This is a genomic window from Faecalibacterium prausnitzii (assembly GCF_049532945.1).
Classification (GTDB): Bacteria; Bacillota; Clostridia; order Oscillospirales; family Ruminococcaceae; genus Faecalibacterium; species Faecalibacterium prausnitzii_N.
The window spans coordinates 746,448-771,888 of the sequence record NZ_CP186691.1 but is presented as its reverse complement, the minus strand read 5'-3'; the positions used below and the strand labels follow the sequence as shown (position 1 = coordinate 771,888).

At 53.2% G+C, this 25,441-nt stretch carries 23 protein-coding genes and 1 pseudogene; 8 read left to right on the top strand and 16 right to left on the bottom strand.

The features are described from left to right. The first annotated feature begins 173 nt into the window (after positions 1 to 173). From ACNQFG_RS03875 to ACNQFG_RS03855, 5 genes are all read left to right on the top strand, one after another. Entirely contained in the window at positions 174 to 1,493 is a 1,320-nt protein-coding gene (locus tag ACNQFG_RS03875) for a DNA primase family protein (RefSeq protein WP_423406070.1), read from the top strand. 400 nt (positions 1,494 to 1,893) lie between these two features. Further along, the gene (locus ACNQFG_RS03870; RefSeq protein WP_423406069.1) at positions 1,894 to 2,139 is read left to right on the top strand and encodes a hypothetical protein; all 246 of its coding nucleotides are present in this window, start codon (positions 1,894 to 1,896) and stop codon (positions 2,137 to 2,139) included. A gap of 180 nt (positions 2,140 to 2,319) precedes the next feature. Continuing rightward, positions 2,320 to 3,234: a hypothetical protein gene (locus ACNQFG_RS03865; RefSeq protein WP_423406068.1), complete on the top strand. Its 915-nt coding sequence runs from the start codon at positions 2,320 to 2,322 to the stop codon at positions 3,232 to 3,234. Between the two features lie 79 nt (positions 3,235 to 3,313). After that, positions 3,314 to 3,628 carry a helix-turn-helix domain-containing protein gene (locus ACNQFG_RS03860; RefSeq protein ID WP_423406067.1) on the top strand — a complete coding sequence of 105 codons (315 nt, stop codon included), beginning with the start codon at positions 3,314 to 3,316 and terminating at the stop codon, positions 3,626 to 3,628. 12 nt (positions 3,629 to 3,640) lie between these two features. Beyond that, positions 3,641 to 5,038, top strand: coding sequence for a site-specific integrase (locus ACNQFG_RS03855; protein ID WP_423406066.1), 1,398 nt, complete (start codon positions 3,641 to 3,643; stop codon positions 5,036 to 5,038). A gap of 102 nt (positions 5,039 to 5,140) precedes the next feature. Here ACNQFG_RS03855 and ACNQFG_RS03850 read toward each other — a convergent pair whose 3' ends face one another. The 15 genes and pseudogenes from ACNQFG_RS03850 to ACNQFG_RS03780 form a co-directional block, all read right to left on the bottom strand. Beyond that, entirely contained in the window at positions 5,141 to 6,751 is a 1,611-nt protein-coding gene (locus ACNQFG_RS03850) for a recombinase family protein (RefSeq protein WP_423406065.1), read from the bottom strand. Between the two features lie 129 nt (positions 6,752 to 6,880). Then, positions 6,881 to 8,608: an ABC transporter ATP-binding protein gene (locus tag ACNQFG_RS03845; RefSeq protein WP_423406064.1), complete on the bottom strand. Its 1,728-nt coding sequence runs from the start codon at positions 8,606 to 8,608 to the stop codon at positions 6,881 to 6,883. 3 nt (positions 8,609 to 8,611) lie between these two features. Further along, positions 8,612 to 10,381 carry an ABC transporter ATP-binding protein gene (locus tag ACNQFG_RS03840; protein ID WP_179859046.1) on the bottom strand — a complete coding sequence of 590 codons (1,770 nt, stop codon included), beginning with the start codon at positions 10,379 to 10,381 and terminating at the stop codon, positions 8,612 to 8,614. Between the two features lie 74 nt (positions 10,382 to 10,455). Further along, positions 10,456 to 11,232 (bottom strand): hypothetical protein, encoded by a 777-nt coding sequence (locus tag ACNQFG_RS03835; RefSeq protein WP_242651892.1) that lies wholly within the window; start codon positions 11,230 to 11,232, stop codon positions 10,456 to 10,458. A 106-nt stretch (positions 11,233 to 11,338) separates the two neighbouring features. Continuing rightward, positions 11,339 to 12,193 carry a helix-turn-helix domain-containing protein gene (locus tag ACNQFG_RS03830; RefSeq protein WP_418265632.1) on the bottom strand — a complete coding sequence of 285 codons (855 nt, stop codon included), beginning with the start codon at positions 12,191 to 12,193 and terminating at the stop codon, positions 11,339 to 11,341. Between the two features lie 566 nt (positions 12,194 to 12,759). Further along, the gene (locus ACNQFG_RS03825; protein WP_423406063.1) at positions 12,760 to 13,194 is read right to left on the bottom strand and encodes an L-2-amino-thiazoline-4-carboxylic acid hydrolase; all 435 of its coding nucleotides are present in this window, start codon (positions 13,192 to 13,194) and stop codon (positions 12,760 to 12,762) included. A gap of 162 nt (positions 13,195 to 13,356) precedes the next feature. After that, the gene (locus ACNQFG_RS03820) at positions 13,357 to 14,019 is read right to left on the bottom strand and encodes an L-2-amino-thiazoline-4-carboxylic acid hydrolase (RefSeq protein WP_423406062.1); all 663 of its coding nucleotides are present in this window, start codon (positions 14,017 to 14,019) and stop codon (positions 13,357 to 13,359) included. Beyond that, positions 14,016 to 14,942: a ketopantoate reductase family protein gene (locus tag ACNQFG_RS03815; RefSeq protein WP_423406061.1), complete on the bottom strand. Its 927-nt coding sequence runs from the start codon at positions 14,940 to 14,942 to the stop codon at positions 14,016 to 14,018. Before ACNQFG_RS03815 ends, ACNQFG_RS03820 begins: the two co-directional genes overlap by 4 nt. Next, a pseudogene (locus tag ACNQFG_RS03810) lies at positions 14,939 to 15,052 on the bottom strand (class I SAM-dependent methyltransferase); the annotation flags it as partial. The pseudogene ACNQFG_RS03810 and the gene ACNQFG_RS03815, both read right to left, overlap by 4 nt. Next, entirely contained in the window at positions 15,045 to 15,530 is a 486-nt protein-coding gene (locus ACNQFG_RS03805; RefSeq protein WP_423406060.1) for a hypothetical protein, read from the bottom strand. The gene ACNQFG_RS03805 and the pseudogene ACNQFG_RS03810, both read right to left, overlap by 8 nt. Positions 15,531 to 15,648: 118 nt before the next feature. Beyond that, positions 15,649 to 16,143, bottom strand: a complete 495-nt coding sequence (locus ACNQFG_RS03800; protein WP_291018872.1) for an ABC transporter permease — start codon at positions 16,141 to 16,143, stop codon at positions 15,649 to 15,651. Between the two features lie 62 nt (positions 16,144 to 16,205). Further along, positions 16,206 to 17,003 carry an alpha/beta fold hydrolase gene (locus ACNQFG_RS03795; protein ID WP_423406059.1) on the bottom strand — a complete coding sequence of 266 codons (798 nt, stop codon included), beginning with the start codon at positions 17,001 to 17,003 and terminating at the stop codon, positions 16,206 to 16,208. Positions 17,004 to 17,093: 90 nt separating this feature from the next. Further along, complete coding sequence (locus tag ACNQFG_RS03790) at positions 17,094 to 17,957, bottom strand: MBL fold metallo-hydrolase (protein ID WP_423406058.1); 864 nt, start codon at positions 17,955 to 17,957, stop codon at positions 17,094 to 17,096. 101 nt (positions 17,958 to 18,058) lie between these two features. Further along, a complete protein-coding gene (locus ACNQFG_RS03785; RefSeq protein WP_423406057.1) occupies positions 18,059 to 18,826 on the bottom strand; it encodes an alpha/beta fold hydrolase in 768 nt (255 codons plus the stop codon). Between the two features lie 477 nt (positions 18,827 to 19,303). Continuing rightward, positions 19,304 to 19,459 (bottom strand): hypothetical protein, encoded by a 156-nt coding sequence (locus tag ACNQFG_RS03780; RefSeq protein WP_423406056.1) that lies wholly within the window; start codon positions 19,457 to 19,459, stop codon positions 19,304 to 19,306. A 586-nt stretch (positions 19,460 to 20,045) separates the two neighbouring features. On the opposite strand from ACNQFG_RS03780, the gene ACNQFG_RS03775 reads away from it, so the two are divergent. Genes ACNQFG_RS03775 through ACNQFG_RS03765 form a run of 3 tightly spaced genes read left to right on the top strand, consistent with a single transcriptional unit; the run spans position 20,046 to position 22,905 of the window. Beyond that, positions 20,046 to 20,501 (top strand): plasmid mobilization protein, encoded by a 456-nt coding sequence (locus ACNQFG_RS03775; protein ID WP_423406545.1) that lies wholly within the window; start codon positions 20,046 to 20,048, stop codon positions 20,499 to 20,501. Next, on the top strand, positions 20,473 to 22,008 hold the full coding sequence (locus tag ACNQFG_RS03770) for a relaxase/mobilization nuclease domain-containing protein (protein ID WP_423406055.1): 1,536 nt from the start codon (positions 20,473 to 20,475) through the stop codon (positions 22,006 to 22,008). Before ACNQFG_RS03775 ends, ACNQFG_RS03770 begins: the two co-directional genes overlap by 29 nt. A 12-nt stretch (positions 22,009 to 22,020) precedes the next feature. Continuing rightward, positions 22,021 to 22,905, top strand: coding sequence for a hypothetical protein (locus tag ACNQFG_RS03765; RefSeq protein WP_423406054.1), 885 nt, complete (start codon positions 22,021 to 22,023; stop codon positions 22,903 to 22,905). A gap of 410 nt (positions 22,906 to 23,315) precedes the next feature. Here ACNQFG_RS03765 and ACNQFG_RS03760 read toward each other — a convergent pair whose 3' ends face one another. Further along, the gene (locus ACNQFG_RS03760) at positions 23,316 to 25,439 is read right to left on the bottom strand and encodes a heavy metal translocating P-type ATPase (RefSeq protein ID WP_423406053.1); all 2,124 of its coding nucleotides are present in this window, start codon (positions 25,437 to 25,439) and stop codon (positions 23,316 to 23,318) included. Between the last annotated feature and the right edge of the window lie 2 nt (positions 25,440 to 25,441).

The window sequence follows — 25,441 nt, the reverse complement described above, 5'->3', positions numbered from 1 at the left end:
TGGGATACCCGGCGATGACCCTGAGAAGGAGAGCCGGAAAACGCCGCCGGAAGGGGGCAGGAAAGCCATGCAGGGAGAACGGCAGGACGTTGATTTCCCAGTTGCGGAGAAAAACGATGTGGTCAAATTGACCACATCGTTTTCCGTAGCGCCAACGAAAGGATGGAATGCCTATGAGTAATTTTACCCCCGCATGGTTCAAGAAGGGCTTTTTCAACGAATCCCTGTTCTGTGACGATTTTCTGAGCACCCACCAGCTGCTTTACTCGAACGGCGCATTTTTCACCCCGGACGGCAGAATGGTGGACCCCATGCCCCTGCGGCGTGAGATCTTCGAGTTGATGCGTGAATACGTTGGGGCGAACCTTGCCAAGAAAGTCACCAATGTGGTGGACGTGCTGAAGCTGGCGGCACAGGTGGAGGACTTTCCGCCTGTCACCGACCGCATCGCACTGGCAAACGGCACCCTGTATCTGGACGGTACCTTTCAGGAGGGCAAGCCGGAGATCGTGCGCAACCGCCTGCCTGTCAAGTATGACCCGAAAGCCGCCCAGCCCGTCCACTGGCTGCAGTTTCTGTCCGACCTGCTCTACCCGGAGGACATCCCCACAGTGCAGGAGTTCATCGGGTACTGCCTGATCCCCAGCAACAAGGGACAGTGCATGATGGTCATTAAAGGCAACGGCGGCGAGGGTAAGTCGCAGATCGGTGTGGTGCTGTCCCGGCTGTTCGGCTGCAACATGAAGGATGGAAGCATCGGCAAAATTTCGGAGAACCGCTTTGCCCGTGCCGATCTGGAGCACACTCTGCTCTGCGTGGACGATGATATGCGGATGGAAGCCCTGCGTCAAACCAACTATGTCAAGTCCATCGTGACCGCACAGGGGCAGATGGACTTGGAGCGCAAGGGCAAGCAGAGTTATCAGGGTTGGATGTACGCCCGCCTGCTGGCGTTTAGCAATGGCGATTTGCAGGCATTGTATGACCGCTCGGACGGTTTCTATCGCCGTCAGCTCATCCTGACCACCAAGGACAAGCCCCTGTCTCGTGTGGACGACCCGGACATTGCCGAGAAGATGGCGGCAGAGGTCGAGGGCATCCTGCTGTGGGCATTTGAGGGCTTGCAGCGGCTGGTGAAGAATGGCTTCCAGTTCACCGAGAGTGACCGTGCCAAGCGCAACCGGGAACTGGTGAAGCGGGACAACAACAATGTGTTCGATTTCCTCGAATCCGAGGGCTACATCCGCCTGAAGGCGGATGCCTGCACCAGCTCGAAAGAGCTGTATGAGGTCTACAAGATGTGGTGCGAGGAGAACAGCCTGAATGCGATCAAGGCACGAGGGTTCAGCGATGCGCTGATCGCCAACCAGCGCAGGTATAATCTGGAATCCACCAACAACATCGTCAACTCGTCCGGGCGGCGTGTCCGGGGCTTTGTGGGCATCGAAGCCCTTGTGCAGCCCGACCTCACCCCCAATAGCTGGCGGGCATGACCCGCTTTTGATCCCCCTATATGGTGCGTTTTCGGTCTTTCGCTGCGTACGTGCGTACAAAGAAAGCCGCCTGTTGCGTACGCACGTACGCAGCAAAACGCCAAAGTTCTCCTTTATAGGGGGGTGGCAAAGTGTCAGGTTGACAGTTTGCCAAGAGTGGTAAGTGACGGGAAACGGTACTTACCAGCTCCTACCCAATTCCCCAAAATGGGAATCAGGGTGGGATGGCCGTTATCAGACCGTCTATCTGCCTGTTACCATTTTGGGAACAGGCAAAATCAGTTGGTCAATTTGGCCAACTGAAAAAGCCGGACGAGCTGCGGGCAGGGATTCGCAAATCTTTGCCTGTCAGCTTGCCCGGAGCAAGAGTGCAGAGAGCGCAGCTCTTTGCCCCAGTGATATGATGCTGTGCGTCATATCCTACTGGGTATTATCTGGCGCAAAACGGCGGCAGATCCAGCAGCTCCGCTGCTGCGTTCTCCCCGCCAAGCTGTTGAAACGGAGGGATGTCTATCTGAAACTGACACGACACAACGGACGAGCCGGAGCACACGGCACTTACAACCCCAAGCACAATGACCGCAGTTTCAACCTTGCTAACAGTGAGCACATCGACCCGGAACGAGCCAAGGGCAACATCTACTGAGACTGCTTTCACGGCTTCCGCTCGGCTCTCGCCCCACAAGACCTGGATGATCTGGCTGCGACCTTCTCGGAGGTAGAACGGTAGTTCTACGAAACCCACTACACTGCCTTTGTCGAAAGCCAGAATGAGCGTAACGCCAAGATCCGGCACACAGAGCGCAACCGCTCCATTCCCGACCTGTTGTCCAGCCGCAAGACCTGCCCGGAGGAGAGCATCTACCAACTTGGAACGTTGGATGAACACGCTTCGGCGGAGGATTTGCTGAACATCGTCACCGAGTTCATCGAGGCGTTCAAAGCCAAGTATGGCGACCATGTTCATGTGCTGGACTGGGCATTGCATCTGGATGAAAGCACTCCCCACATCCATGAGCGTCATGTGTTCGACTGCGAAAACAAGTACGGCGAGATCGCTTCTCAGCAGGAAAAGGCACTGGAAGCGTTGGGCTTTGAACTGCCCGACCCGGACAAGCCCCTCAGCCGCCGCAACAACCGCAAGATCACCTTTGATGCCGCCTGCCGGAAGATGCTATTTGAAATCGCCAAGCGGCACGGGCTGGAATTGGAGGAAGAAGCGGAGTACGGAAACCGCAAATATCTGGAAAAGCAGGATTTCATCCTTGCAAAGCAGAAGGAGCAGCTTGCCGCCCAGCAGAACAAGCTGGACGAATTGACCCTCAAGGTCAGCGACATGGAAACGCTGATCGATGAAGTTTCGGCAGCAGCCTACGACAAGGCGGTGGAGGTCGTGACGGACGTAGTACGCACCGAAACCCGGAAGGAAGATATGCGGATGATTGAGGACACGAAGAAGTGGGTGCTGTCCCCGGAGCGCAAGGCTCCGCAGGCCACGAGGGAATATGCCGCCCACCGTTTGGATACCGTGTTGGACAAGTTTTTCAAGACCATGCAGACCACCGCTGCACGTCTGCAGAAAAAGCTGCTGAAACCGGAAGTTCGGCAGAAAGGCAAGGAACAGGTCAAGGAGAAAGCACGGGATTCCGTTCTGCAACTGCTGAACCGCTTGCAGGCAGAACAGGCACAAAACAAACCAGCGGCACAACCCCGCACACAGGAGGGGCACTCGGAAATCTGAACCTCATCGGGAACGTTTGGGGCAGAAAGCTGGCACTTTCTGCCACGACACCCGGTTACAAGGAAGTGGAGGTCTGCCTATGAATATGAATCGGCCCAACATGACCGAAGATGTGAAATATAAAGATTATACGAATGAGTCCTTGCAAATGGACTCGAACCCGGTTACAATGAAAGCGTCCAAAACCCCTGCCATTGAATCTTCTGACCAGACCAAAGCAGCCAAGCACGAACCTCTTGTTTACCGGGTGGAGGAAATCGCCCAGCTTTTGGCGATTTCTCCTCGTGCGGCGTACAACCTGTGCAACACCACGAAGGATTTCCGGGTGCTGCGCATCGGCACCAGCATCCGGGTGAACAAGCAGAGTTTCGACAGCTGGTTTGCGGCGGTCTGAGGGAGGTAATCTATGGCATCTATCATGAAGCGCGGAGATTCCTACTCCGTCCGTTACAAGTACAAAGACCATTCCGGCAAACCCTGCAAGGGCTGGGAAACCTTCAAGACCAAGGCCGAAGCGCAGGAGCGCAAGATCACGGTGGAGAAGGAACTGCTGGATGGTACCTTCCTCGTGCCCGACACCATGACGGTCGAGGAGATGCTGTACAAGTGGATCCCCATTCAGTCCAGCAAACACAAGTGGTCTCCCAAGACCTACACGCAGTCGGTAGCGATGGTGCAGAACCTTATCGTGCCCTATATCGGCAATCGCAAGGTGCAGGAGCTGCGAACCTACGACATTGAGAAGTTCTATGCAACCCTTGCCAAGACCCCCTGCGGGCAGTATGTGCACGGCGTAAAGCAGAAGCTTTCCGAGAAGCAGAAAAAGCGACTGCTGTCCAGCACCTCCATCCACGAAGTCCACACGCTGCTCAAGACCGCATTTTCCTATGCGGTGGAATGGGACTTGATTCACAAGATTCCCCTGCCCCGTGATGCCCCCAAGGTCAACGTCGAGGAACGCACCATCTGGGACGAGAAAACCATGCTGGCAGCCTTGCAGACCATCGAGAACCCTGCCCTGCATCTGGCGGTGCACATGAGCATGATCCTTTCGCTCCGTGAGGGCGAAATCCTCGGCTTGCAGCCGAGTGATCTGGACTTTGATGCAGCCGATGGTCGTGGTACCATCTCGGTCAGCAAAACCATGCAGCGAGCCAACAAGGACGCTCTGGAAAAGCTCGACCCTAAGCAGGTCTACTACACCTTCCCGGACAGGCGTGAGGGCAGCAAATCCTCTCTCATCCTGAAAAAGCCAAAGACCAAGAATTCCAACCGCATCCTGTATATGACCAAGCCCTTGAAAGAGGAGCTTCTTGCATGGCTTGAAAAACTCAAACAGGACGAGCAGAACGCCCCGGAAAAGTACAGCAACTGCGGGCAACTGTTCCGGCTCCCGGACGGCTTGCCCATTGCGCCAGAACTGCTGACCAAGTGGTATCGGCAATGGCGGTCAGCGCACCCGGAGTTCGAGCAGATCGTATTCCACGGTCTGCGGCACTCCAGTGCCACCTACCAGCTCTTGCAGTCGGATGGCGACTTCAAGTCGGTGCAGGGCAACACCGGCCATGCAACTGCTGCCGTCCTCATGGACACCTACGCCCACACACAGGACAAACCCCGGCTGGAACTGGCAGAAAAGATCGAAGCGAACTTCTACACCCAAGACCTGACCCCAGCAGCACCTCAGCCCCGGCAAAACGAAAAGCCGGCGGCAACAAAAATCTCCGGTAAGGAGATCCTTGAAGCCATCCGGCTGATGGACGCAGACGAACGCAGAGAATTGACGAGAGTTCTGTTTGCATAAAAGATTCACGTTTGCGAAGCAACAAAAGCCCCAGTGGGGCTTTTGAGTGACCGAGCGGTTTGCGCAGCAAGATGGAGGGGCCTTGCCCCGACAAGTGACTTTTTATGCAAAGGAAAGCAGGCTGTGCAAACCTTGCGCAGAAAAGCCCCCGATTCGGGCAAATGTGCAAACGGTGTGCAGAAAGTGTGCAGCCGCTTTCTTACATAAAGAAAGAACGCCAAATCTTACGATTTGACGTTCAATATCTGGTGCACCTCGCGCACTCATATCCGAACTTTTCTCCGCTTTCACGGCTTCCCCGAAAGCGACCGTTTCTGTACCTTCCTTATAATTAAAGGTAATGAGGACCTTATCATCGTAGAGATAGATGGCATTGATGAAGGTATCCACCAGTGCCTGCCGCTGCTCCGGCTGGGTCATGTCCAGCTTGCGGAAACGAAGCAGCCAAAACCGGACGAACTCTTCTTTCATCCTCGGCTTGGCAAGCCGCTCCTCTGCAATGCGGGCTTGCAGTTCTTTCCGCTGTTCTTCCAGCGCTTCCAGCCGCTCCTTGGTGGAGCTGGTCAGAATGCCCATCTGGATGGCATTCAGCATATTGGTGATGCCAACTTCCGTTTCTTTCAACTGCTTTTCGTAGATGGGCAAATCCGTGCTTTCCTGATTTTGCAGTTCCATGACCTTGGCAATAATGGCATTCATGGAAGCATCATCTTCTACCAGTTTCATGGTTTCGTTGACCACCAAATCTTCCAGCCATTGCTTTCGCACGGTCTTTTTGTCGCAGGTCTTTTTCTTCTTGGCGGTGGCGCACTTATAATAATGATGCGCCTTTCCGGTATGGCTGACACCGCTTTCACCGAACATCAATGCACCACACTTGCCACAGTACAGCTTGGTGGTAAGCAGATAGCTTTCCTCTGCCTTATGACGGGCAGGGGCTTTTTTGTTTTTCACCAGCTTTTCCTGCACCTTGTTGAACAAGTCCTCCGATACCAGAGCCGGAATCGCATTGGGCTGTACCACATCCCGCAGGCGTAATTCGCCGATGTATCGGCGGTTACTCAGCATCCGCTGAATGGTATTATAGGACATTTCCCCACCCAGCGTATTTTTAATGTTATGCTCTTTCAACCAATCACGCAGGTCAGTCATGGTCGCGCCATCTGCATACTTCTGGAATGTCTGCTCCACATACGGAGCCAGCAACGGGTCGGGCTGGTAATGCCGGGTCTCATCAATCATGTAGCCGAACGGAATCGTGCCGCCATTATAAATGCCCTTGAGAGCATTTTCGGTCATACCACGCACGACCTTTTCCGACAGATCAGCCGAGTAATATTCGGCATAACCCTCCAGCACCGATTCCAGAATGATACCCTCCGGGCCAGCCGAAATGACTTCCGTTGCCGATACTAACTTCACACCATTGCGTTTCAGTTGGGTCTTGTACCGGGCACTGTCGTAGCGGTTCCGGGCAAAGCGATCCAGCTTCCAGACAATGATGACATCAAAGATGCCGCGTTCGCTGTCTTTGATCATCTGCTGGAACTGCGGGCGGTTGTCCGTTTTTGCGGAGACGGCACGGTCAATGTAATGCTTCACCACCGTGAAGCCATTCTTTTCCGCATAGGCGGTGCATTCCCGGATCTGACCTTCAATGGATTCCTCGCGCTGGCTGTCAGTTGAATAACGAGCATAGATCACAGCAGTCATGGCAAGCACCTCCATTTATACATCATTGAACGGTGGAGCGTTCTTTCAAAATAGTGTTTCGTATAATGTATATACCACAGTTTTTAACTGAATGCAAGACTTTTTCCCAAATAAAAGCCGCCATCATTCTCAGATCGTCCAGTTCTGGCTTGCCGACTGCAGATCCACCATGTGGGTGTACAGTCCCTTCCGGGCGTACAGCTCTGCCGGGCTGCCCTGCTCGGCCACGATGCCACCCGACAGCACCACCACCTGATCCGCACCGGCTACGGTGCGCATCCGGTGGGCGATGATGAGGACGGTCTTGTTTTTTATGAGCCGGGATAGTGCTTCCTGAATGGCAGTTTCGTTTTCCACATCCAAGCTGGCGGTGGCCTCGTCCAGCAGGATGATGGGCGCATCCTTCAGGAAGGCGCGGGCAATGGAAATGCGCTGACGCTCACCGCCGGAAAGAGTGCAGCCATTCTCGCCGATGTTGGTGTTCCACTTGTCCGGCAGCTTCTCGGCAAATTCCTCGCAGTTTGCCAGCTTTGCTGCCGCAAGGACCTCCTCGTCGGTGGCGCCTTTGCGCCCCAGACGGATGTTTTCCAGGATCGTGTTGTCAAACAGGGTCACATCCTGAAAGACGATGGAATACAGGCTCATGAGTTTTTCCGGGTCGATTCGGGAGACATCCATGCCGCCCACGGTGATACTGCCCTTCTGGTAATCCCAGAACCGTGCTGCCAGCCGGGAAACAGTGGTCTTGCCGCTGCCGGAGGGGCCCACCAGCGCCGTAACCTCCCCCTGCTTTGCGGTAAAGGAGACATCCCGCAGCACCGCTTCACCGGAGTCATAGGCAAAGCCCACATGGTCGAACACGATATCGCAGCCCTGATTGGTCAGCTGCTCGCTGCCGGTCTGCAGGGGAGCGTCCAGAATCTCATTCATCCGCCCCACATTGGTACGCATGGCGATGACCGCCGCCAGATTCTGCAAAGCCCCCTGCATGGGGTCGTACATCCGGGATGCCGCCATCAGGAACAGAAACAGGGTCAGTACATCGATGCTGCCCTGCACCAGCAGCACCGAACCGGTGAGCGCCACCGATGCAATGCCCAGCTTGAGCACCATGCCGGCGGAGGACACAAACAGCGCTGTTTCCAGCTCTGCCACAATAGACTGCTTTTCCACTGCCCGAATTTTGCCGGAAAGGCCGGACAGATACTGCTGCTCCGCATTGCTGGCTTTCAGGTCCCGGAGAGTCTCGATGTACTCCTGAATACCGTCCGCACAGGCCATTTTCGCCGCCATGGTCCTGGCCTGCACCTTATCCTGTACCCGATAGCTGCCCACCACGATGGCAGCGGATACCGGAATGACCCACAGAGCCGCCAGTGCCATCCGCCAGTCGAACGCAAACAGGCTCAGGGCAATGAGCACGGTGGAGATGAGGGAGCCGAACAGACCGGGGATGAAGTGGGAGCAGTCCTTTTCCAGTACCTCGCAGTCTGCCATGATGGTGCTGGTCAGGTCGGCAAGGTCTCGCTTGCCGAAAAAGGACAGAGGCAGCTTCCGCAGCCGCTCTGCAAGGGTCAGGCGGCGGGTGCCGCTCTCTTTATAGGTGGTAAAATAGGTGCCGTTGTACTGGAACCATGTGGTCAGTAAAATCAGTGCAAAGCAGGCAACGCATCCCAGCAGATAAAAGGTACTTCTCTCACTCGTAGAGCCTGCCAGCAGGTCTTTTACCAGAAGATACAGCAGCCCGGTGGGCAGCATGAACGCCATGTTCTGGAACGCACAGGCCAGAACGCCCTTTACAAGCCCCTTTGCGCCCTCCGGGGAGCTGGCTGTGGCGTGTTGAATTTTTTCGATCATTCCTTACCCCTCCTTTGCGACCTTCCACTGCACCGAGGCCTGATAGTCCTGCCACATCCGAGCAAACAGGCCGTTCTGCGCGCACAGTTCGTCCTTTGTGCCGGATTCCACAATCTGCCCATCCTGCACCACATAGATGCAGTCGGCGTTGGCTACGGTGGACAGACGGTGTGCGATCATCAGCACGGTTTTGCCCTTGGCAAGCTGAGCAAAGGCTGCCTGCACCTTTGCTTCATTGTCCGGGTCGGCAAAAGCGGTGGCCTCGTCAAGCAGCAGGATGGGCGCATTTTTCAGCATGGCGCGGGCAATGGCAATGCGCTGCTGCTCGCCGCCGGACAGATACACGCCTTTTGTGCCAATGACGGTATGGATGCCCTCCGGGAACTTTTCCACGATATCCATGCACTGTGCAGCTTTCAGCGCCGCCAGCACCTCGGCTTCGGTGGCCTGCGCTCTGCCCAGCCGGACGTTGTCCAGAATGCTGCCCTTGAGCAGGCGGCTGTTCTGGAACACAAAGGAGATGGTGTCCATCAACTCTTCCTTGGGGATGTCCCGCACATCCGCTCCGCCCACCCGGACGCTGCCGCTCTGCACATCAAAGAACCGGCAAATCAGGTTTGCCAGTGTGGATTTGCCGCCGCCGGAGGGGCCAACGAAAGCCACCATCTGACCCGGCTGAATTTTCAGCGAAACGCCCTTGATAACATCCGTTTTGCCATCATAGCTGAAATGCACATCCTTCAGGGACACAGAGGCATCTTTCGGATGCCGCGGATGATCGTTTTCTGGCACAGGTTCCGCATCCAGAACCGAATCCACACGAGCCAACGCATCTGCCACAACGAGTTCATTTTCGCTCATGTACATGATGCGGGTCAGGGTCAGGGAGATTACCGGGGTAATGATGATGTAGAACAGCAGGTTCAGCAGAAATTCCGAAGTCACACCGTTCCGGGTGAACAGAAGCCCACCTACAATCAAGAAAGCAAACACACCGTTGATTGCGGCAGTATAGAGCATCATCGGCATCCGCAGCTCTTTGGTGTAGGCAATGACCCACTTTTCGTACTCATCAATGGTCGCTTTGAATTTTTTGAACGAAAAGACGGATTGCCCGAAGGTCTTGACTACCGGGATGCCGCGGACATACTCCACGGCCTCGTTAGACATTGATTCCAACGCATTACCGTATTGCCGCATTTTGTCTGCCATCCGCCTTCCTGTCATGGCGGACATGATGACGAAGCCCAGTGCCACCGGAACGAGACTCAGCAGACCCAGCCGCCAGTCGAACACAAGCAAAAGAACCAACAGACCTATGGGTGTTGCCATTGCATTATATTTGTCCGGCAGCTGATGGGCGAGAAATGTCTCCGCTGCGCCAGTACTCTCGTGGATGATCTTGCGCAGCTTACCGCTGCCAAACGTCTCCGTAAAGCCCAGCGGCAGTGTGGCAAGGTGTTCGGAAACCTCCAGCCGCAGATTGGTCGCCACCCGGAACGCCGACAGATGGGAGCACATCAGTGCCGCAATGTAAATGAGGTAAGCCAGCACCGCAAACAGCACTGCCATCCAGCCGTAATGGGGGATGTTCACCGCCTGCGCATAGTCCGGCGCGGCGTTCAACACATCCCGCAGGATCTTCCAGATGTACACAAAAGGCACCAGCGCCACCAGCGCACTGACCGCAGACAGCACCCACGAAGCGTAGGTGAAATATCGGTAGTTCCCGGCGTAGCCCATCAGCCGGGAAAGATCGGACTGTTTTTTCACGGAAAGACCTCCTTCAAATCAGATTGCGGCAAAAATGTGCTGTGGTATTTCAACTCCACAGCACATTCTGCGTTTTAACCCGCCAGATTTTCGGTGCAGAACAGCTCAATGCAGTTGTCGATCATCGTCTGGTCACAGTCGGTGGAAATGCCGGAGGCCAGCCAGTAAGCATATTCGCCTGTATCGTACTGGCTCAGAGCTTCTGCATCCGAACCATAGCGAAACTCAATATGGTAAGTTTCCGCACTGGTGTCCGGCGCAAGGAAGAAGTAGGTGAACTCGCCGGAATCGGCATCATCGCTTTGAAACTCATACAGCCCACGCACAGGCTCCATGCCAATATAGTGATAGGTATGGGAGAACAGCACATTGCCGTCCTTATCGGTGCCGGAAATGGTAGAAGTTTCACCATCGAAGGTCAAGATCGCAAGGCTATTGGTAAAGCCGCAGAAATAGGCTCCGCCGCCGTTGGCATACGCTTTGACTGCATCTTCGCCGTAAACATCACCTGTCACCATAGAGGACAGCTTCTCAAAAGCAGCTTCGGCATTGTCCTCGCCCACGAGAGCGGTACAATCATCCAGCCATGTCTGCTTATATTCGTCCGCCAGAATCACCGGCCACAGTTCCTGATAGCTGCCCGTTAGGTCGTTCAGCAACTGTGCAGCGGCAGCTTCGTTTTCATCCACAGCAGAAGAGGCGGTCTCTTCTACGGAAGAAACAGTGCTTTCTGCGGCAGAACTTGCAGAAACGGGAACAGAGCTCGCCGTGCCGCTGCTGCAGCCAACCAGAAGAGAAGCAGACAGAGCTAGCACAGCAGCTGCACTCAGAATTCTTTTCATCAAACGCATTATCAATTTCCTCCACAAAATCAGAATATCGGCGTTAGTTTCAACTAATCGCGATACTGATTTTACTGGAACCGGACTTTCTGCGCAAGAACCAAATCGACAGAATCTATCCAATCGGACGCATCTTCCGATACTCCGTAGGCGTCATGCCGGCTGCTTCCCGAAATGCAGAAGAAAACTTATTCGGATTTTCGTACCCGACCCGATGGGCGATTTCAGCAACCGTGCAATCGGTTTCGAGTAGTAGCTTCTGTGCCAGCTGCAGCCGGTACTCTTTCTGATACGCATAGACCGAGCTTCCGTAAATGCCTTTGAAACAGCTTTTTAATGCCGTAGGCGAAAGGCCGACCTCCTGTGCAAGCTGTTCGATTGTACGGCGAACTGTCAGTTCCTGCGTGAGAAGAGCCGCAGCCTGCTTCACACACTCCACCTGATGCTGATTGAAATACTCTGTCTGCTGCACATCTTCCCTGTTTTTCAGCCGGGTCAGAATATGCAGCAACTCCAGCACTTTCAGCCGAAGATAGCCAGTGTCCGGCACAGAATGCGCTGTGTAAAGCTCTGAAAAAATATGGGCAATGGTCGGTTCTGACCGCAGGATACAGCAGCGGTTTTCCGTGCAGATGTACCGCCGTATGACATCAAGGTCTACGCCGTACCATTCCATTTGTTTCCGCATTTCCGGCGAAATCGCATCCAGATCCAGTAGGATGGTGATGCCGTGGTAGTGCCGCAGCGGAAAGCAGGAGGACGACTTTTTGCGCGCCGCTGCACACACCGCAAAATCCCCTGCTGCCAGATAGCAGCAGCTATTTGCCCCAAAACTGCACTCGTAACGCCCCACGCGGCAGTGGTTGATCTCAATGACATTCCGCATTGGTGCCGTGGCTTCCTCAAAGAATGCAAGGTGCATATCGTTATAATACAGCTCTGCACCCAAAAACAGTGGACAGATAATCATACTCCCAGTTCCTGTCTCATTGGAAAATTTCACGGTGTGAGGCATTTCAGTCGAGGTCGTTTCTTCTATGGAAAGATCAAAAAGTGATTTATGCATAGCCATTCTCTTTTCCTGAAGATTCGCTTTTTCTTACTGATTCGCAGACGTGAACTGTCAAATTCCATTTCTCTGCAAAAATGTTTCCATCAAATCAAGATACCGTTCCGCCTGAACGATAAAGCCCACATGACCGCCCGGAACTGTGCGGATCTCCGCATCCAGTTTCCGGAACAGATCTGCGAACCGTTTCTGATCTTCCTTTTTGAAAATGTCATTTTCCGGGAGGAGGATCAGTATCCTCCCCGCAGATATTCAAAATCATTTGCTTGGAAAGGCGGGTAATCCTTCAGCATATATACACACCGGAAGCTATGGATGCACTTTCTGCAAAAAACACAGACAATTCAGCAATCGCTGTCAGCCTGCGAGGTGCGCAGAGTGCTTTTTCTCATACACCGCAGCCGCGATGCACCAGCAGATAAAACGCTTTGTTTCTTCTTTCTTCATTTTCTTCGCTTCCTGTGCATCTATTTTATGGTTTTCATGCAAAAATCGCAGTGGTCATTTCCGCGACCTAGCGTCATGCTTCTCTCCCAGATCAGCTTCGGATGCAGCCCGGTATAGCTGATGTCATCACTGTCACAAAAGCAGCGGCACAGCTCCGGGCAGCCGTATTCTGCGCAGGTGTCGTGATAGGGACACTTCATCATATCCACACGCCAGACGCCGTTACCGGTCTGCAGTTCTTTTGGGGCAAAGCCCGCCGCCGGGCCGAAAACGCTCCGGGTGGATTTGACGAAAACGCCGGGAACAAGGCGGTAAAGCCCCGGTATGTGCAGCAGGGCGGCAAGCTGTTTGTGGCTCGTTCTCGCCAAGTGCTCCACATAGCCGTGAACGGTTTGCAGTGCCTCCTCTTTCGGCATGACCCGCTGCAAGGTCTCGTAGGCCGAAATGCCCGGCAATATCTGCCGCTTGAGGTGAATATTGCTTTTCCTTGCTTGCACCCGCATTTTCAGCCAGCAACGCACTCAGGCGTATATCGAAAGCGGTGTTCAGTTCCTTTGCCCGCGCGGGAAAGCGCAGTGCCACAGTCTCCCGGAAATCACGGGAGAGATAGGTTTCCTTCATCGTCCTGCCTCCGTTCCAGCTTTCACGAAGCCCTTCTTTTTATACCCGCAGTCGCAGTATGGGCCGCCGGAGGCGAGAGTGTACTGCCGCACAAAGTTCGTCGCAGCGCCCGCTTCGCTCATGGTGTAGTCCAGATGGCACAGGGCAGGGGTCAGATCGTACAGACCCAGTTCCTTCATCAGCACACAGATGCCGCACTTGGTAAAGCGTCCCTCGTAGCCGCTGCCATCCGGGTATTCGTAAAATCCCATGTTCCACGAGTAGGGGTTGCGGTCGGCGGCTTTCAGAGTGGCGGTTGCCTTCATAGCGGCAATGTCCTTTGCGGTGAACTTGCTTTTTCCGCTCTTGCGGCAGAACCACTGCATGGGCTTTGTCATCATGGCTTTTGCATAGTAATCCGTCAGCCTGTCCACCTCTGGGCGTTGCGGCATGGAGAGAATGAACGCGCCGAGCATTGCGCAGTTGACGATGTTCATTTTGAAGCGGTCGGCCTTTTCAAACTCCGGCAGCCTGCGGATGATCTGCCGGTATTGCGGCTTTGCCTTTTTCGTGATGGCTCTTGCGGTGGCTGCATCATAGCCCAGCACAGCGGTCAGTTGCTTTTGAAAGGAACCGGCAAACAGCATCCACATCCCAAAGGGCATCCCGGTATACTTCATTGCAGATACCTCCCGGCTTCCGCTTCCAGTGCCTGCCATACCGGGTAGGCTGCGCCGTTCGCATCGAAAAACTTTTTGAGATCCCGGTTCAGTGCGCTCATTTCGTCGATAGCGTTCATGGCATGGTCGGAGGCGCAGAGCTTGCCCAGCGAGGTGGCACACATCAGCTTGAAAAAACGCAGGCAGGTCTTGCGGTATTTCTCCCCTTCAAAGTCTGCATCCTCCTTGGGCAGAATGGTGTGCCCGGCATCCCGGATGGCGCGGTATCCCTCGATGTTGGCATCCAGCACACGGTTCAGGTACGCGGTATCGCCCCGGAGCTTTTTCAGGTCGCCGTCCGTTTTATAGCAAGCAAAAGCCGCCGGCATCACAAACGCGGCATGGCAGAGCAAATAGTCCTCCATGTTCGGCTCGTAAACGACCTTGTATTTTGTGCCGTGGAAGATGCGCCCGATCAACTGTTTATTGGACTTTGCACCCGTCAGCTGCCCGATGGTGATCTTTTTCAGGTCGATGGAGACCACCCGGTCAGCCTCCCGATGCCCGGCAGAAAGCGCAAAGGCAAACAGGACGTTCTTTTCCGGCAGTGCCGCCGCCAATGCTTTTGTCTGTACGTTGTTGCCCACAAATACGATGTTTTTCGTCCGATTCGCCCGCAGCGTGTCCAGAGCGGAATCCAGCTGTGTATAACGCAGGACCACAAAGATCACATCGTACTTTGCATCCGGCGCAAGCTCCGTCACCACCGGAATGCGGCTGACCGAAGTGCAAAGCGAAAACTTATCCTTGATCCGCAGGCCGTTCTGCTTGATCTCCGCTGCCCAGTTTCCCCGCGCAAGCAAGGTGACATCCTTTCCGGCGCGCAGCAGATTTCTTGCCAGATTGCACCCCAGGACGCCTGCACCATATACCAGAATTTTCATAGCTTGCCTCCAAATCCGATCTTCACGATCTGCATTTTCATTCCGTTGTCTCCAACCTTTGCAAGGAATCGGAAAAAGTCGCTGACGGAAGGGTCTTTCCGATTACTGTACTGTCATCATTGTCGCCAGTGCCGCCGCTATGACTGCCATGCCCACCGTGCCGAACAGCCACTTTTTCTGCTTGTCTTTTGCGGTGATGTAGGGCTTCAGATCTTCTGTTCCGGGAATCGTCCATGCGTTCGTGTGCCCCACCCAATAGCTGTCAACCAACAGGCGGTCCATGAGATTCATAACGGACAAGATGACGAGTAACTGCCAGAAACCCTGAACAAAGCCCTTTGCACCGTTTATTCCATAGACACAGACCAGCACATAGGCGATGTAGCCGGGAATGCAGACTGCTTTGAAAAGTAGAGAATTTCGCTTGATTTTCTCGTGTGTTGTAAGTCCCAGCGTAATGCACCGCTCCTGCACCTCCGGGCTGTAAAGATGCACCATCCCAACAGCCCCTTTGCGGATGCCCACGGCACAGACAAGAAATAGCAAAGCCCCCAACCCAAGACCTTCCAAAATCACCTGTAAAAGCATTACTTGTTCCTCCTGTATCCGTTTTCGTCCCGGTATTCGGGATGTTCCTTTAAGTATAGATCCTGATCGCCGCAGATGGTGTAATCACACTTACAGCCATCCCTCTACGATGTATGGTTCAAAACGCCGTGACGATCAAGGCTGACAGTGCAGCGACTGCGGCAAACAACGGGATACCTCGCCAAAACGATTCGATATGCTTTTTCGGATTTTGATAGTATTTCTTCTCCGGCAGGAAAGAGAAGCGGGTACGTTTTGTGTTGCGCCACCAGAGAAGATCGATCACCAAAAGATCGAACAACCCAAGCCCCTCGCTGAACGCAAGAAAGTACCAAAATGCCGACAGATAACCGTCCAAGTTCAGCACGCCTCTCAGCGCAAGTCCTAAAGCGGAAAACACGACTGTGAAAAGCAAAAGATTGCTGAGCCAAACGGCAGCGGTGGATTTCCCCTTCGGAACAGCCTTTCCAAGCTGATGGTCGCTTCGCACACGGTTTTGAACTTCTTCGGGATAAGAACGCAGCCCCATGAGATTTTTCTTGTCCGTGCCTGTTCCAAGAAAACATACGCCCCAATACAGAAAACAAAAAGCAATTGCAACGATGATTTTCATCAGCCTATATCTCCGTTGAATCCAAAAAGCTGCGGATAGAGCATTCTGATTTTTCCTTTCTTTCAGCTTCTTTTGTTTTGAGCTGCCGATGTGTGTGTCAGGAACTCCATGATTCTCCGATAAAAATCCTGCGGATACATCATCACAAGCTCCGCGTGATCCATCTTCGGAATTTCATGCAGTTGCGCCCGTGGAAAATATTGCTTTATAAAGCAGATATTGCTGTGTCGCGCCTGCTTTTCCTCTTCGCCGTACCAATATGTGATTTGGCAGCCCATTTCAGCCGGCTTCGTCGGCAGAGTATAATTGTTCGCCGACCAGAAAATGTTGCGGACGGTGCGTTTTGAATAGGTTTTCAGATACGCCGCCAGCGCATCATACTCCTTCACTGGATTGCGCCCCGGCATCGTCCAGCGCTCTGGCGGATAGACCGTCTCAAGGACCTTGCGGCTCTTCGCTATGAGCCTGAAACCAAGATCGTCTCGCAGGCAGGCGAGACGGCGCAAAATCAGCGGCATCCGATACGGCGTAATGCCTGCATCAATAACGGCGCGCTCGACCGGGATTTTTCCCAAGGCGAGAAAGCGTGTCAGACACGCACCGCCCAGAGAACAGCCATATGCCGCGTTCAAGTGGGTAATGCCGCGTGCTTGCAGCCAATCTGTTACCTCGTCTACTGTCGTCTCCACAGAGATAAAGTCTTCTCCCGTTTCGCCGTGACCGTCATAGACGATCTGAATCACATGGTAATCCTGCGAAAGCAGGCCAACCGAGTCGGCGAACGCCCACTCCGGCTCCGCCGTGCACGGCAGAAACAGCAGCGTCTTTTCATGTTCTTTTCCATATTCCAAAGTTCTCATACCATCCGCCCCTTGGTTTTTGCAGCATTATTTTTTCGGATTACGCTCCGTCATCGCGCCAAAGAATGCCGGTGCGCCGCCTGCACTTCCTTATCTTCCCACGCCCTTCAAGTACCCGCTTTTTGAGTTTTCCTCAGTATCATCGGATTCATCATAGGCATCGTAAAGCGCATTGGGGTCGTGGGCTCTTTTCTTGAAAGGCGAGCACAGCTCATTTTTGTGCGCAAAGGCAAACTCCATGTTGTCCGTCCAACCTGTGTGACCGGTAATGAACAGCGGATGCAGCCCACGTTTTCTCAGCTTTTTCTCCAGCAAAGCCAAAGACTTCACCGCCAGCTTGTTATCCTCTGCCAGCGAAGAAATAAAACTGTATCCGCCGTCCGCACCGAACCAGAGGGTATCGCCGGTAAAGAGATATTTCCCGTCCACAAGGTATACCATGTGCCCCCATGTATGACCGGGAACGAGAAAACACTCGATCCTGATGCCGTCAATATCAAAGACCTCACCATCGTGCAGCAGCACTTTTTCATTGTTAATCGTCACCTGCGGCAGCTTATAGAGATGATAAATGACCTTGCGGCGTGCTTCTCCGGTCAAATACCGGTTCTCGATCTCGCCAATGTACAGCTTCGCATTCCGGAACAGCCCCGGACTGTCTGCTTCCACCGCACCCACATGGTCGGTGTCCTGATGGGTGATAAGGATATGGTGTATCGACTTCGGATCAATCCCAAGCCAGCCCATTTTTTCGGCAAGGCGGTCGTAGTTATATCCCGCATCGACCATAATGGTCGTATCGCCTTTGCGGTAGAAGAAGATGTTCGCCACCCATTCGCGCACGCAGGCAACATTCTCGTCGATCCAGCCGGTGTTCAATGGCTTGAAGATCTCCTTGCCCCGGTACGTCCAGCTCATTGCTTTTCTTTGAAATTCCGTTGCCTTTTTCGACATGATCGCACCTCATTTCTGTGCTGTGATGCACAGCCAGCCCTTTTTATTTTTGTGGTTCTGGATCTTACAAAATCCTGCTTGCTCCAGATACATTTTACCGTTCACAATGCAATACTTTTTACCAGATGCGCCCACTGCTCCGGGTGACAGGCCAGCAATTCCTCGTGCTGCAAGTTCTGCTCATGGAGAACAGGATGTGCAAAATGCTGCTGATACCGGGCACGGTATTTTTTGCCCATCTTCAGGGCGTAAAAGATATGGATCTCGGTACCGGGCACATGGATCTTATCCGGCAGCGGAGTGATAAGATCGGAATAGAACTGATTTTTACAGCTCTGCATGGTCACATAAGGGCGGGCCTCACCGAACATTTTCAGAAAGGCTTTGACATAATCCCCCGACTCTCTGGCACGCTGATCCAGACGCTTTTGGAGAAATTTCGCCTTAATCTTTCCATCCCGCACCACAGGGTAGATCAATGGCAGCAGAAAATCCGTTTGCAAGCTTGCCGTCAGCGGCGACGCCTGATCCAAATCGGAGCTGCTCAGAATGCCATAGTCCATGTGGATGTTCTGCCGCGCCGCCAGCAGCCCCACAAACGAGCCGCCCAGAGAGCAGCCGTAGGCCGCCCGGATGCGACCGCCGCAGTGGGTCTTGAGGTAGGTCTCGATTTTTTCGGTCTCTTCCAGCATGGTTGGAAATTCAGTCTGTTCAGTCTCATCAAAACCATCGTAGCTGACGCACAGCACCCGGAAGCTGTCAGCCAGAAGCGGGATCACCGCACCGAAATTGCTTTTCCAATGGCAACAGGTGCCCGGCAGCAGCAACAGCACCGGGGCATCCTCTGCACCAAATGTGTAGATTTTCATCGTGATACGTTCCTTCTCTATCTTTATTTTCCACCTGTAAATAGAAGAGATATATTTCTTCGTATAGGGCAGAGTTTTGAGTTAGGTAAATCTAACTTTCTGTTCTATAAAAAGCCGCTTCTCAGCGGTTCTTCTGCCAAAATAATACGCCCTGCCGTCTCCTCTGTCAAGGAGTTTAGGCATTTTCGGAGATTTTGAAAAAGATTTCGTTATTGGAGCTTCCCCTGCGGCATAGAGGAGGCAAAACGTTTCTCGCATCGAAAAAATTTCGCCCCTGTAAACTTGTCTGTTTCTGCTTGACAACGCCCGGTGGGAGCGCTATTTTTACTTCGTGAATTTGTTTTGCCTAACCATCTGAGGGGTTTTGCCCCTGCATTTTTTTGCATCGATTGTTAGACAATTGTCAAAAATGCAACATCCTGTTGCTGCCGGCAATAGAAAGATCTACCGCAGACAGAAAATGGGGTTTGTTCTGATTCAAATAGCGTATTTTTTCCTAAAGCTACAAGATGTGTCATACTTTTCTTGCTTCACTTCAATAAATTTTCCAAAACCCTCTTGACGCATTCTACATGCCGTGGTATTTTTCTTGTAAATCCCATTGATTTTGTGGATTGGTTCAAATTCATCCACAAGATGTGGTCGTGTTCATTTTGAACACAGCCACAGAAAGTGGTTGGTTATCACCGTGAGACCCACCACTTCAGTGAGGAAAAGTCCACGAAAGAATTTACCGCCCCGCAACACACCCGATTCATTTTGCCGCCGATTCACCCGACAAAATCATCGCTGCGCTGCATGGGCGGTATTTTTCTTTTTCGGGGAAAATTGCACTTTGAAAATTTCATGAGCCGACCGAACGTGATACCGACTTTTCGTCAACGCCGCTGCAAAACAGGGGCAGGAACTTCGTTCGGAGCAAACGGCGACCCCATCACATGAGCAGAGCCCCGCTACTTATTTTTGCGCCTTAACAATTCGGAAACAATTACCCAGAAACGGTTTTGAGCGCAGCGGTAGAGGGCAAGAACCGTCCCGTGGCCACAAATTTTCAATTCTTGAAAATTTCCTGTCCATCCGGGACTTCACTTCTCAAACTCTTGCGAGTTTTCCAAGTGATCTTGTTGGGGCGTGCCTGCCCCAAACCCTGCTCATAGTTCGCGCCTGATGGCGCGAACAGCAACGGCGTGTCGTGCTTACATAACTTCACCGAGGAGTTATCGAACAGACAGGAGGTACAACGACCAAAACGAATGTTCAATCGACCCCTAGCAATTCCCAGCACCACGACACGCCGAACAACAAAACGCACGTCATCAAGTTCCGTGTGACAGCGGAGGAAAAAACGTCACTGGAACTCACTTGCAAACTCCTAAATCTCTCCCTCTCCACTTTTATCCGCCGTGCCATCCACAACGTCAAGATCGAGAAAACAATCATCGTTGCCGGCGGCGGAGAAGAAACCCTGACCGCTGTTTCCACTTTGCTTGCCCAGTGCAGCAAGGTGGGCAGCAATCTCAACCAGCTTGCAAGGCACTTCAATTCCGGCGGTGCGGACACCGAGCAGATCCGGGCGAAACTCCTTGACGAACTTGCAGACCTGACCGCATTTCGGCTCAACGCCGAGAAAGTTCTGGGTGAACTGTATGGCAACGCTCAAGCATATCGCCTCTAAAAACTCGGACTACTCTGCCATCGAAGCGTACCTCGTTTACCAGCACGATGCGTTCACCGGGAAGCAACTTCTGGATGAACAGGGCAGACCGAAGCTGCGAGAATCGTACATCCTCGATACACTTGAGTGCGGCGATTTCTCGTTTGCAATGGCCTGTCTGTTGGCAAACCGCAAGTATGGCAAGAACACCCAGCATGGTGATATTAAGAGCCATCAATATATCATCAGCTTTGACCCACGAGATGCAGCCGACAACGGCTTGACCATGGAAAAGGCACAGGCACTTGGCCTGAAATTCTGCGAAGAAAACTTCCCCGGTCATCCCGCCATCGTCTGCACTCACCCCGATGGGCACAACCATTCGGGAAACATCCATGTCCACATCGTGATCGGCAGCGTCCGAACACGAGAAGTGGAGCGCAAGCCCTATATGCAGAAGCCCCGCGACTGGCTAGAGGGTATGAAGCATTCCAGCACAGCCCAGACCATGCGGCACTTGCGTGTCGAGGTCATGGAGTTGTGCGAGGGTGCCGGACTGTACCAGATCGACCTGCTCAACGGCTCGAAAGAGCGCGTAAGCGAAGCTGAGTATTGGGCGCGTAGGCGTGGTCAGTTGAAACTTGACCTTGCAAACGCAGCCCTCACCGCAGCCGGACAACCGTCCCAGCAGAAGAAGTTTGAAACCGTAAAAGATACCCTGCGGAAGCAGATTTCTTCGGTGCTGTATCGCGCTGTGAGCCTTGAAGATTTTTCTGACAGGCTCATGCAGCAGTATGGCATTGCTGTCAAGGAAAGCCGTGGGTGTCTGAGCTATCTGCCCGCTGGCAGAACGAAGTTTATCCGGGCAAGACATCTCGGTGACAAGTTCGATAAGGCAGCAGTGCTTGCCACGTTGCAGGCAAAAGCCGAACGCAAGCCCACGGCGCAGTTCAAGCAGGATACCATCGGGAAACTGATCGACATCCAGTCGAAGATGACCGAGGGCAAAGGCATCGGCTATAAGCGTTGGCTCACGAAACACAATCTCAAAATTATGGCACAGACCGTGAAGCTTCTGCAGGAAAAGGGCTTGACCGACGAGGACGCCCTGAACCAGCGCATCGCTGAACTGGAAACCAAGTATCACGACTCGCTGGCGGTGGTGAAAGACCTCGAAGGCCGCATGAAAACCAACAAAGAGCTGCGCTATCGCATCGCAGCCTACGCCAGCACCAAGGGTATCGTACAGCAGTTAAAGACCGCCAAGCGACCCGCAGCCTTTGAAGAACAGCATCGTGCAGAGCTGACAGCGTACCGGGCGGCAGCAGCCTATTTCAAGGCAAACAACATCACCAAGCTGCCCAGCCCGAACAAGCTGGAAGCCGAGTATGCGCAGCTGGCATCCGAAAAGGCAAAGTTCTACGAGCAGTACAAGGAAGCCAAGAACGAACTGCTCAAGCTGAAAACCGCAAAGCAGAATGTTGCGTCCTTTTTCCGGGAGGAAGAACAGGCGCAGCAGGAGAGATAAAGGAGTGTGCGTATGATCAACTTGAAAATCGACCCAGAGTTCCAGTCTCAGATTCCTCCTCTGACCGATGATGAATTTAAGCAGCTTGAAGAAAATATCCTGAAAGAGGGCAAGCTGATTTCTCCTTTGATTGTCTGGGGTAATACCCTTGTTGACGGCCACAATCGTTATGAAATCGTTCAGGAGCATCCCGAAATCTCTTTCTCCACCATGCCGCTCCCGTTTGAAAGCAGAGAAGAAGTCCTCGCATGGATCTGCAAGAATCAGCTGGGGCGGCGTAATCTCACGCCGGAGCAGAAGAAGTTCCTTGTTGGAAAGCAGTACAGCATCGAGCATCGGAAGCCCGGTGGAAACGGCAACAATCAGTACACGACAGCCACGCAGGAAACGGTTCCGGAGGAATTGTGTCAAAATGACACAATTCCTCCCACTGCCACAGAAGCAAGCGTTCGTAAGCAGATTGCAGAGCAGCACCATGTCAGTGAATCCTACGTTTCCCGCTCCGAAAAGTTTATGAAGGGCGTGGAGATCATGGAGCAGATGATGCCCGGTACAAAAGAAAAGATCCTGTCCGGGCAATTCAAAGTCCGTGATGCCGATATGCACCGCCTCGCCAGAGCTGATTTTCCGAACCGCAAGCAGATCGTGCACGAGATTCTGCACCCGGAAGACCGTCCCGCTCCGCAGTCGAGCTACTCACACTACTCTGGAATCAACTACTCTGCGCTGGAAGTCGCCGTCCGGCGGATTCAGCAGGACTTTGATTTTTTGATGAGATACTTGCCTAAGCTACCGGACGATTCCTACGCCAAAACTGAAACGCTAAAAATCCTCAAGCAGCACAAAGCGTATATGGCACAGTTTGAAGAAATGCTGAACGATGAAAAAATCGCATAACGACAGGCACTTGTAAGCCATCAACGAGCCACCAGCCGCAAGTGCAGGGCGGAAACTATCCGCGCCCTTGCGCCTGATATGAAATTGGAACTTTGATTTTCTCGCCCGGCTTTGCCACGGTGGGACGATCAAAGGAGCGTGCGTTTGAACAAAAAGAAAAAGTCCACAAACATTTCCCCTTATCCAGATGAAGTCATCGACCGTCTGGCACGGGCATTCTACCCGGCCATCCTTGCCTGCTGGAACAGCGAGGAAGGTCAGCGGGAATTTGCTGCATGGCAGGCGGAACAGGCTCATATCGCAACCAAAGAAAAACAGGAAGTTCCCGTCGGGGAACTCCCTGCCTTACTTATCGTGTGTGGATTTTTGCAGGGTGCGTCCGGCAGGGCGCACCCTGTTTTTGTTTGTGCTTATTTCTTCAGAATCCGCATTGCGTTCAGAACAGCGATGATCGTGACACCCACATCACCGAACACGGCTTCCCACATACCGGCCATGCCGAGTGCGCCCAGAACAAGGAACACGCTCTTGATGCCAAGAGCAATCACGATGTTCTGCATCACAATCCGTTTCGTAGCCTTTGCAACATCAATGGCTTCTACAAGTTTCGATGGTTCATCTGTCATCAGAACAACATCCGCAGCTTCAATCGCGGCATCCGAGCCAAGACCTCCCATGGCAATGCCGACATCTGCACGGGCAAGAACAGGGGCATCGTTGATGCCATCGCCCACGAAGGCGAGTTTGCTGCCCTGCCGTTTCTGCTTATCCAGCATTTCCAGCTTTTCGACCTTCTGGTCGGGCAAGAGCTGTGCATAATACGCATCCAGACCAAGTTCGTCTGCCACCGACTTGCCGATTCGCTCATCATCGCCGGTAAGCATAACAGTTTTTTCCACGCCGATCTTTTTCAGCTCTGCGATTGCGCACTTGCTGTCCGGCTTCACTTCATCTGCGATCAGGATACAGCCTACATAGCTACCATCCGCTGCTACATAGAACTTTGTTCCGGCTGCATCGCAAGCGGCATAGGCAATCTTTTCAGATTCCATCAGCTTACTGTTGCCAGCCAGTACCTTCTTTCCCTGCACCATAACGCTGATGCCGCGTCCTGAGATTTCCTCAAAGCCAGAGAACTGCTTCTGGTCGATTGGCTTTCCATAAGTCGCAAGAATCGACTTTGCGATCGGGTGGTTGGAATAACTCTCTGCCTGTGCAGCATACTCCAATACCTGCTCTTTTTGGTATCCGGCTGCCGGAATGATATTTGCGACCTCAAAAACACCCTTTGTTAAGGTGCCGGTCTTATCAAAGACCACCACGCTCACTTTGTTCAGTGCTTCCAGATAGTTGCTGCCCTTTACCAGCACACCGCGCTTGGATGCGGCACCAATACCGCCGAAGAAGGTCAGGGGAATAGAAATGACCAATGCACACGGGCAGGAAACGATCAGGAACACAAAACCTCTGCGCAACCACTCAGACCAGCCGCCGCCAAGGACGAGCGGCGGAATGATCGCCAACACAGCCGCCATTCCAACAACGACCGGCGTATAGTATCGTGCAAAGGTCGTGATGAAGTTCTCGGTGGGAGCTTTTCTTGCAGAAGCATTCTCCACAAGGTCAGTGATCTTCGATACCGTGGATTCCCCGAAGCTCTTTGTGACTTTCAGCGTCAGCAAACCGCTCTGGTTGATGCAGCCGGACAGGGCTTCATCGCCTTTGCGGATGCTTCTCGGCACAGATTCGCCGGTCAGTGCCTTGGTGTCCAGCATGGATTCGCCATCCACAACGATGCCATCCAGCGGGATTTTTTCACCGGGTTTTACCACGATGATCTCGCCCACCGCAACGCTTTCCGGAGAAACGACCTGCAATACGCCATTCCGCTTAACGGTCGCCGAATCCGGACAGATGTCCATAAGGTCAGAGATGGACTTTCTGGAACGCTTTACCGCCAGCGACTGGAAGAACTCTCCGACCTGATAGAACAGCATAACTGCAACAGCTTCCGGGTATTCCCCGATGGCAAATGCGCCGATCGTGGAAACACTCATCAGGAAATGCTCGTCAAACACCTGTCCTCTGGTGATATTTTTCACTGCCTGCCATACGACATCCCAGCCAAGAATCACATACGCCACAATCAGAAACGCCAGTTCCGCCAGAGTCGGCAGCTTTGCGAATACGGTCAATGCCATACCGATTGCATAGACCACAGCACTCACGGCAAGCCGTATCGTGCGCTTCTTATCCTCATCGTTATAGACCGCCGCTTTTTCATCCTTTTTGACAGGTGCAGTCGCTTCCAGCTGCTTTTCCGACACTTCAACATCCGGCTCATGGCTGTGTACGATCGTGGTAACGGTATCCAGCAAGGAAGCAGCTACCGATGTTCCAGCCTGAACAGTCAGCGTCTGGTTCATCAGATTCACGGTCGAAGAAGTCACGCCATCCAGCTCACCGACTTCTTTCTCGATCTTTGCTGAGCAGTTCGGGCAGTCCAGACCTTTCAGGATGAATACTCTTTTCATTT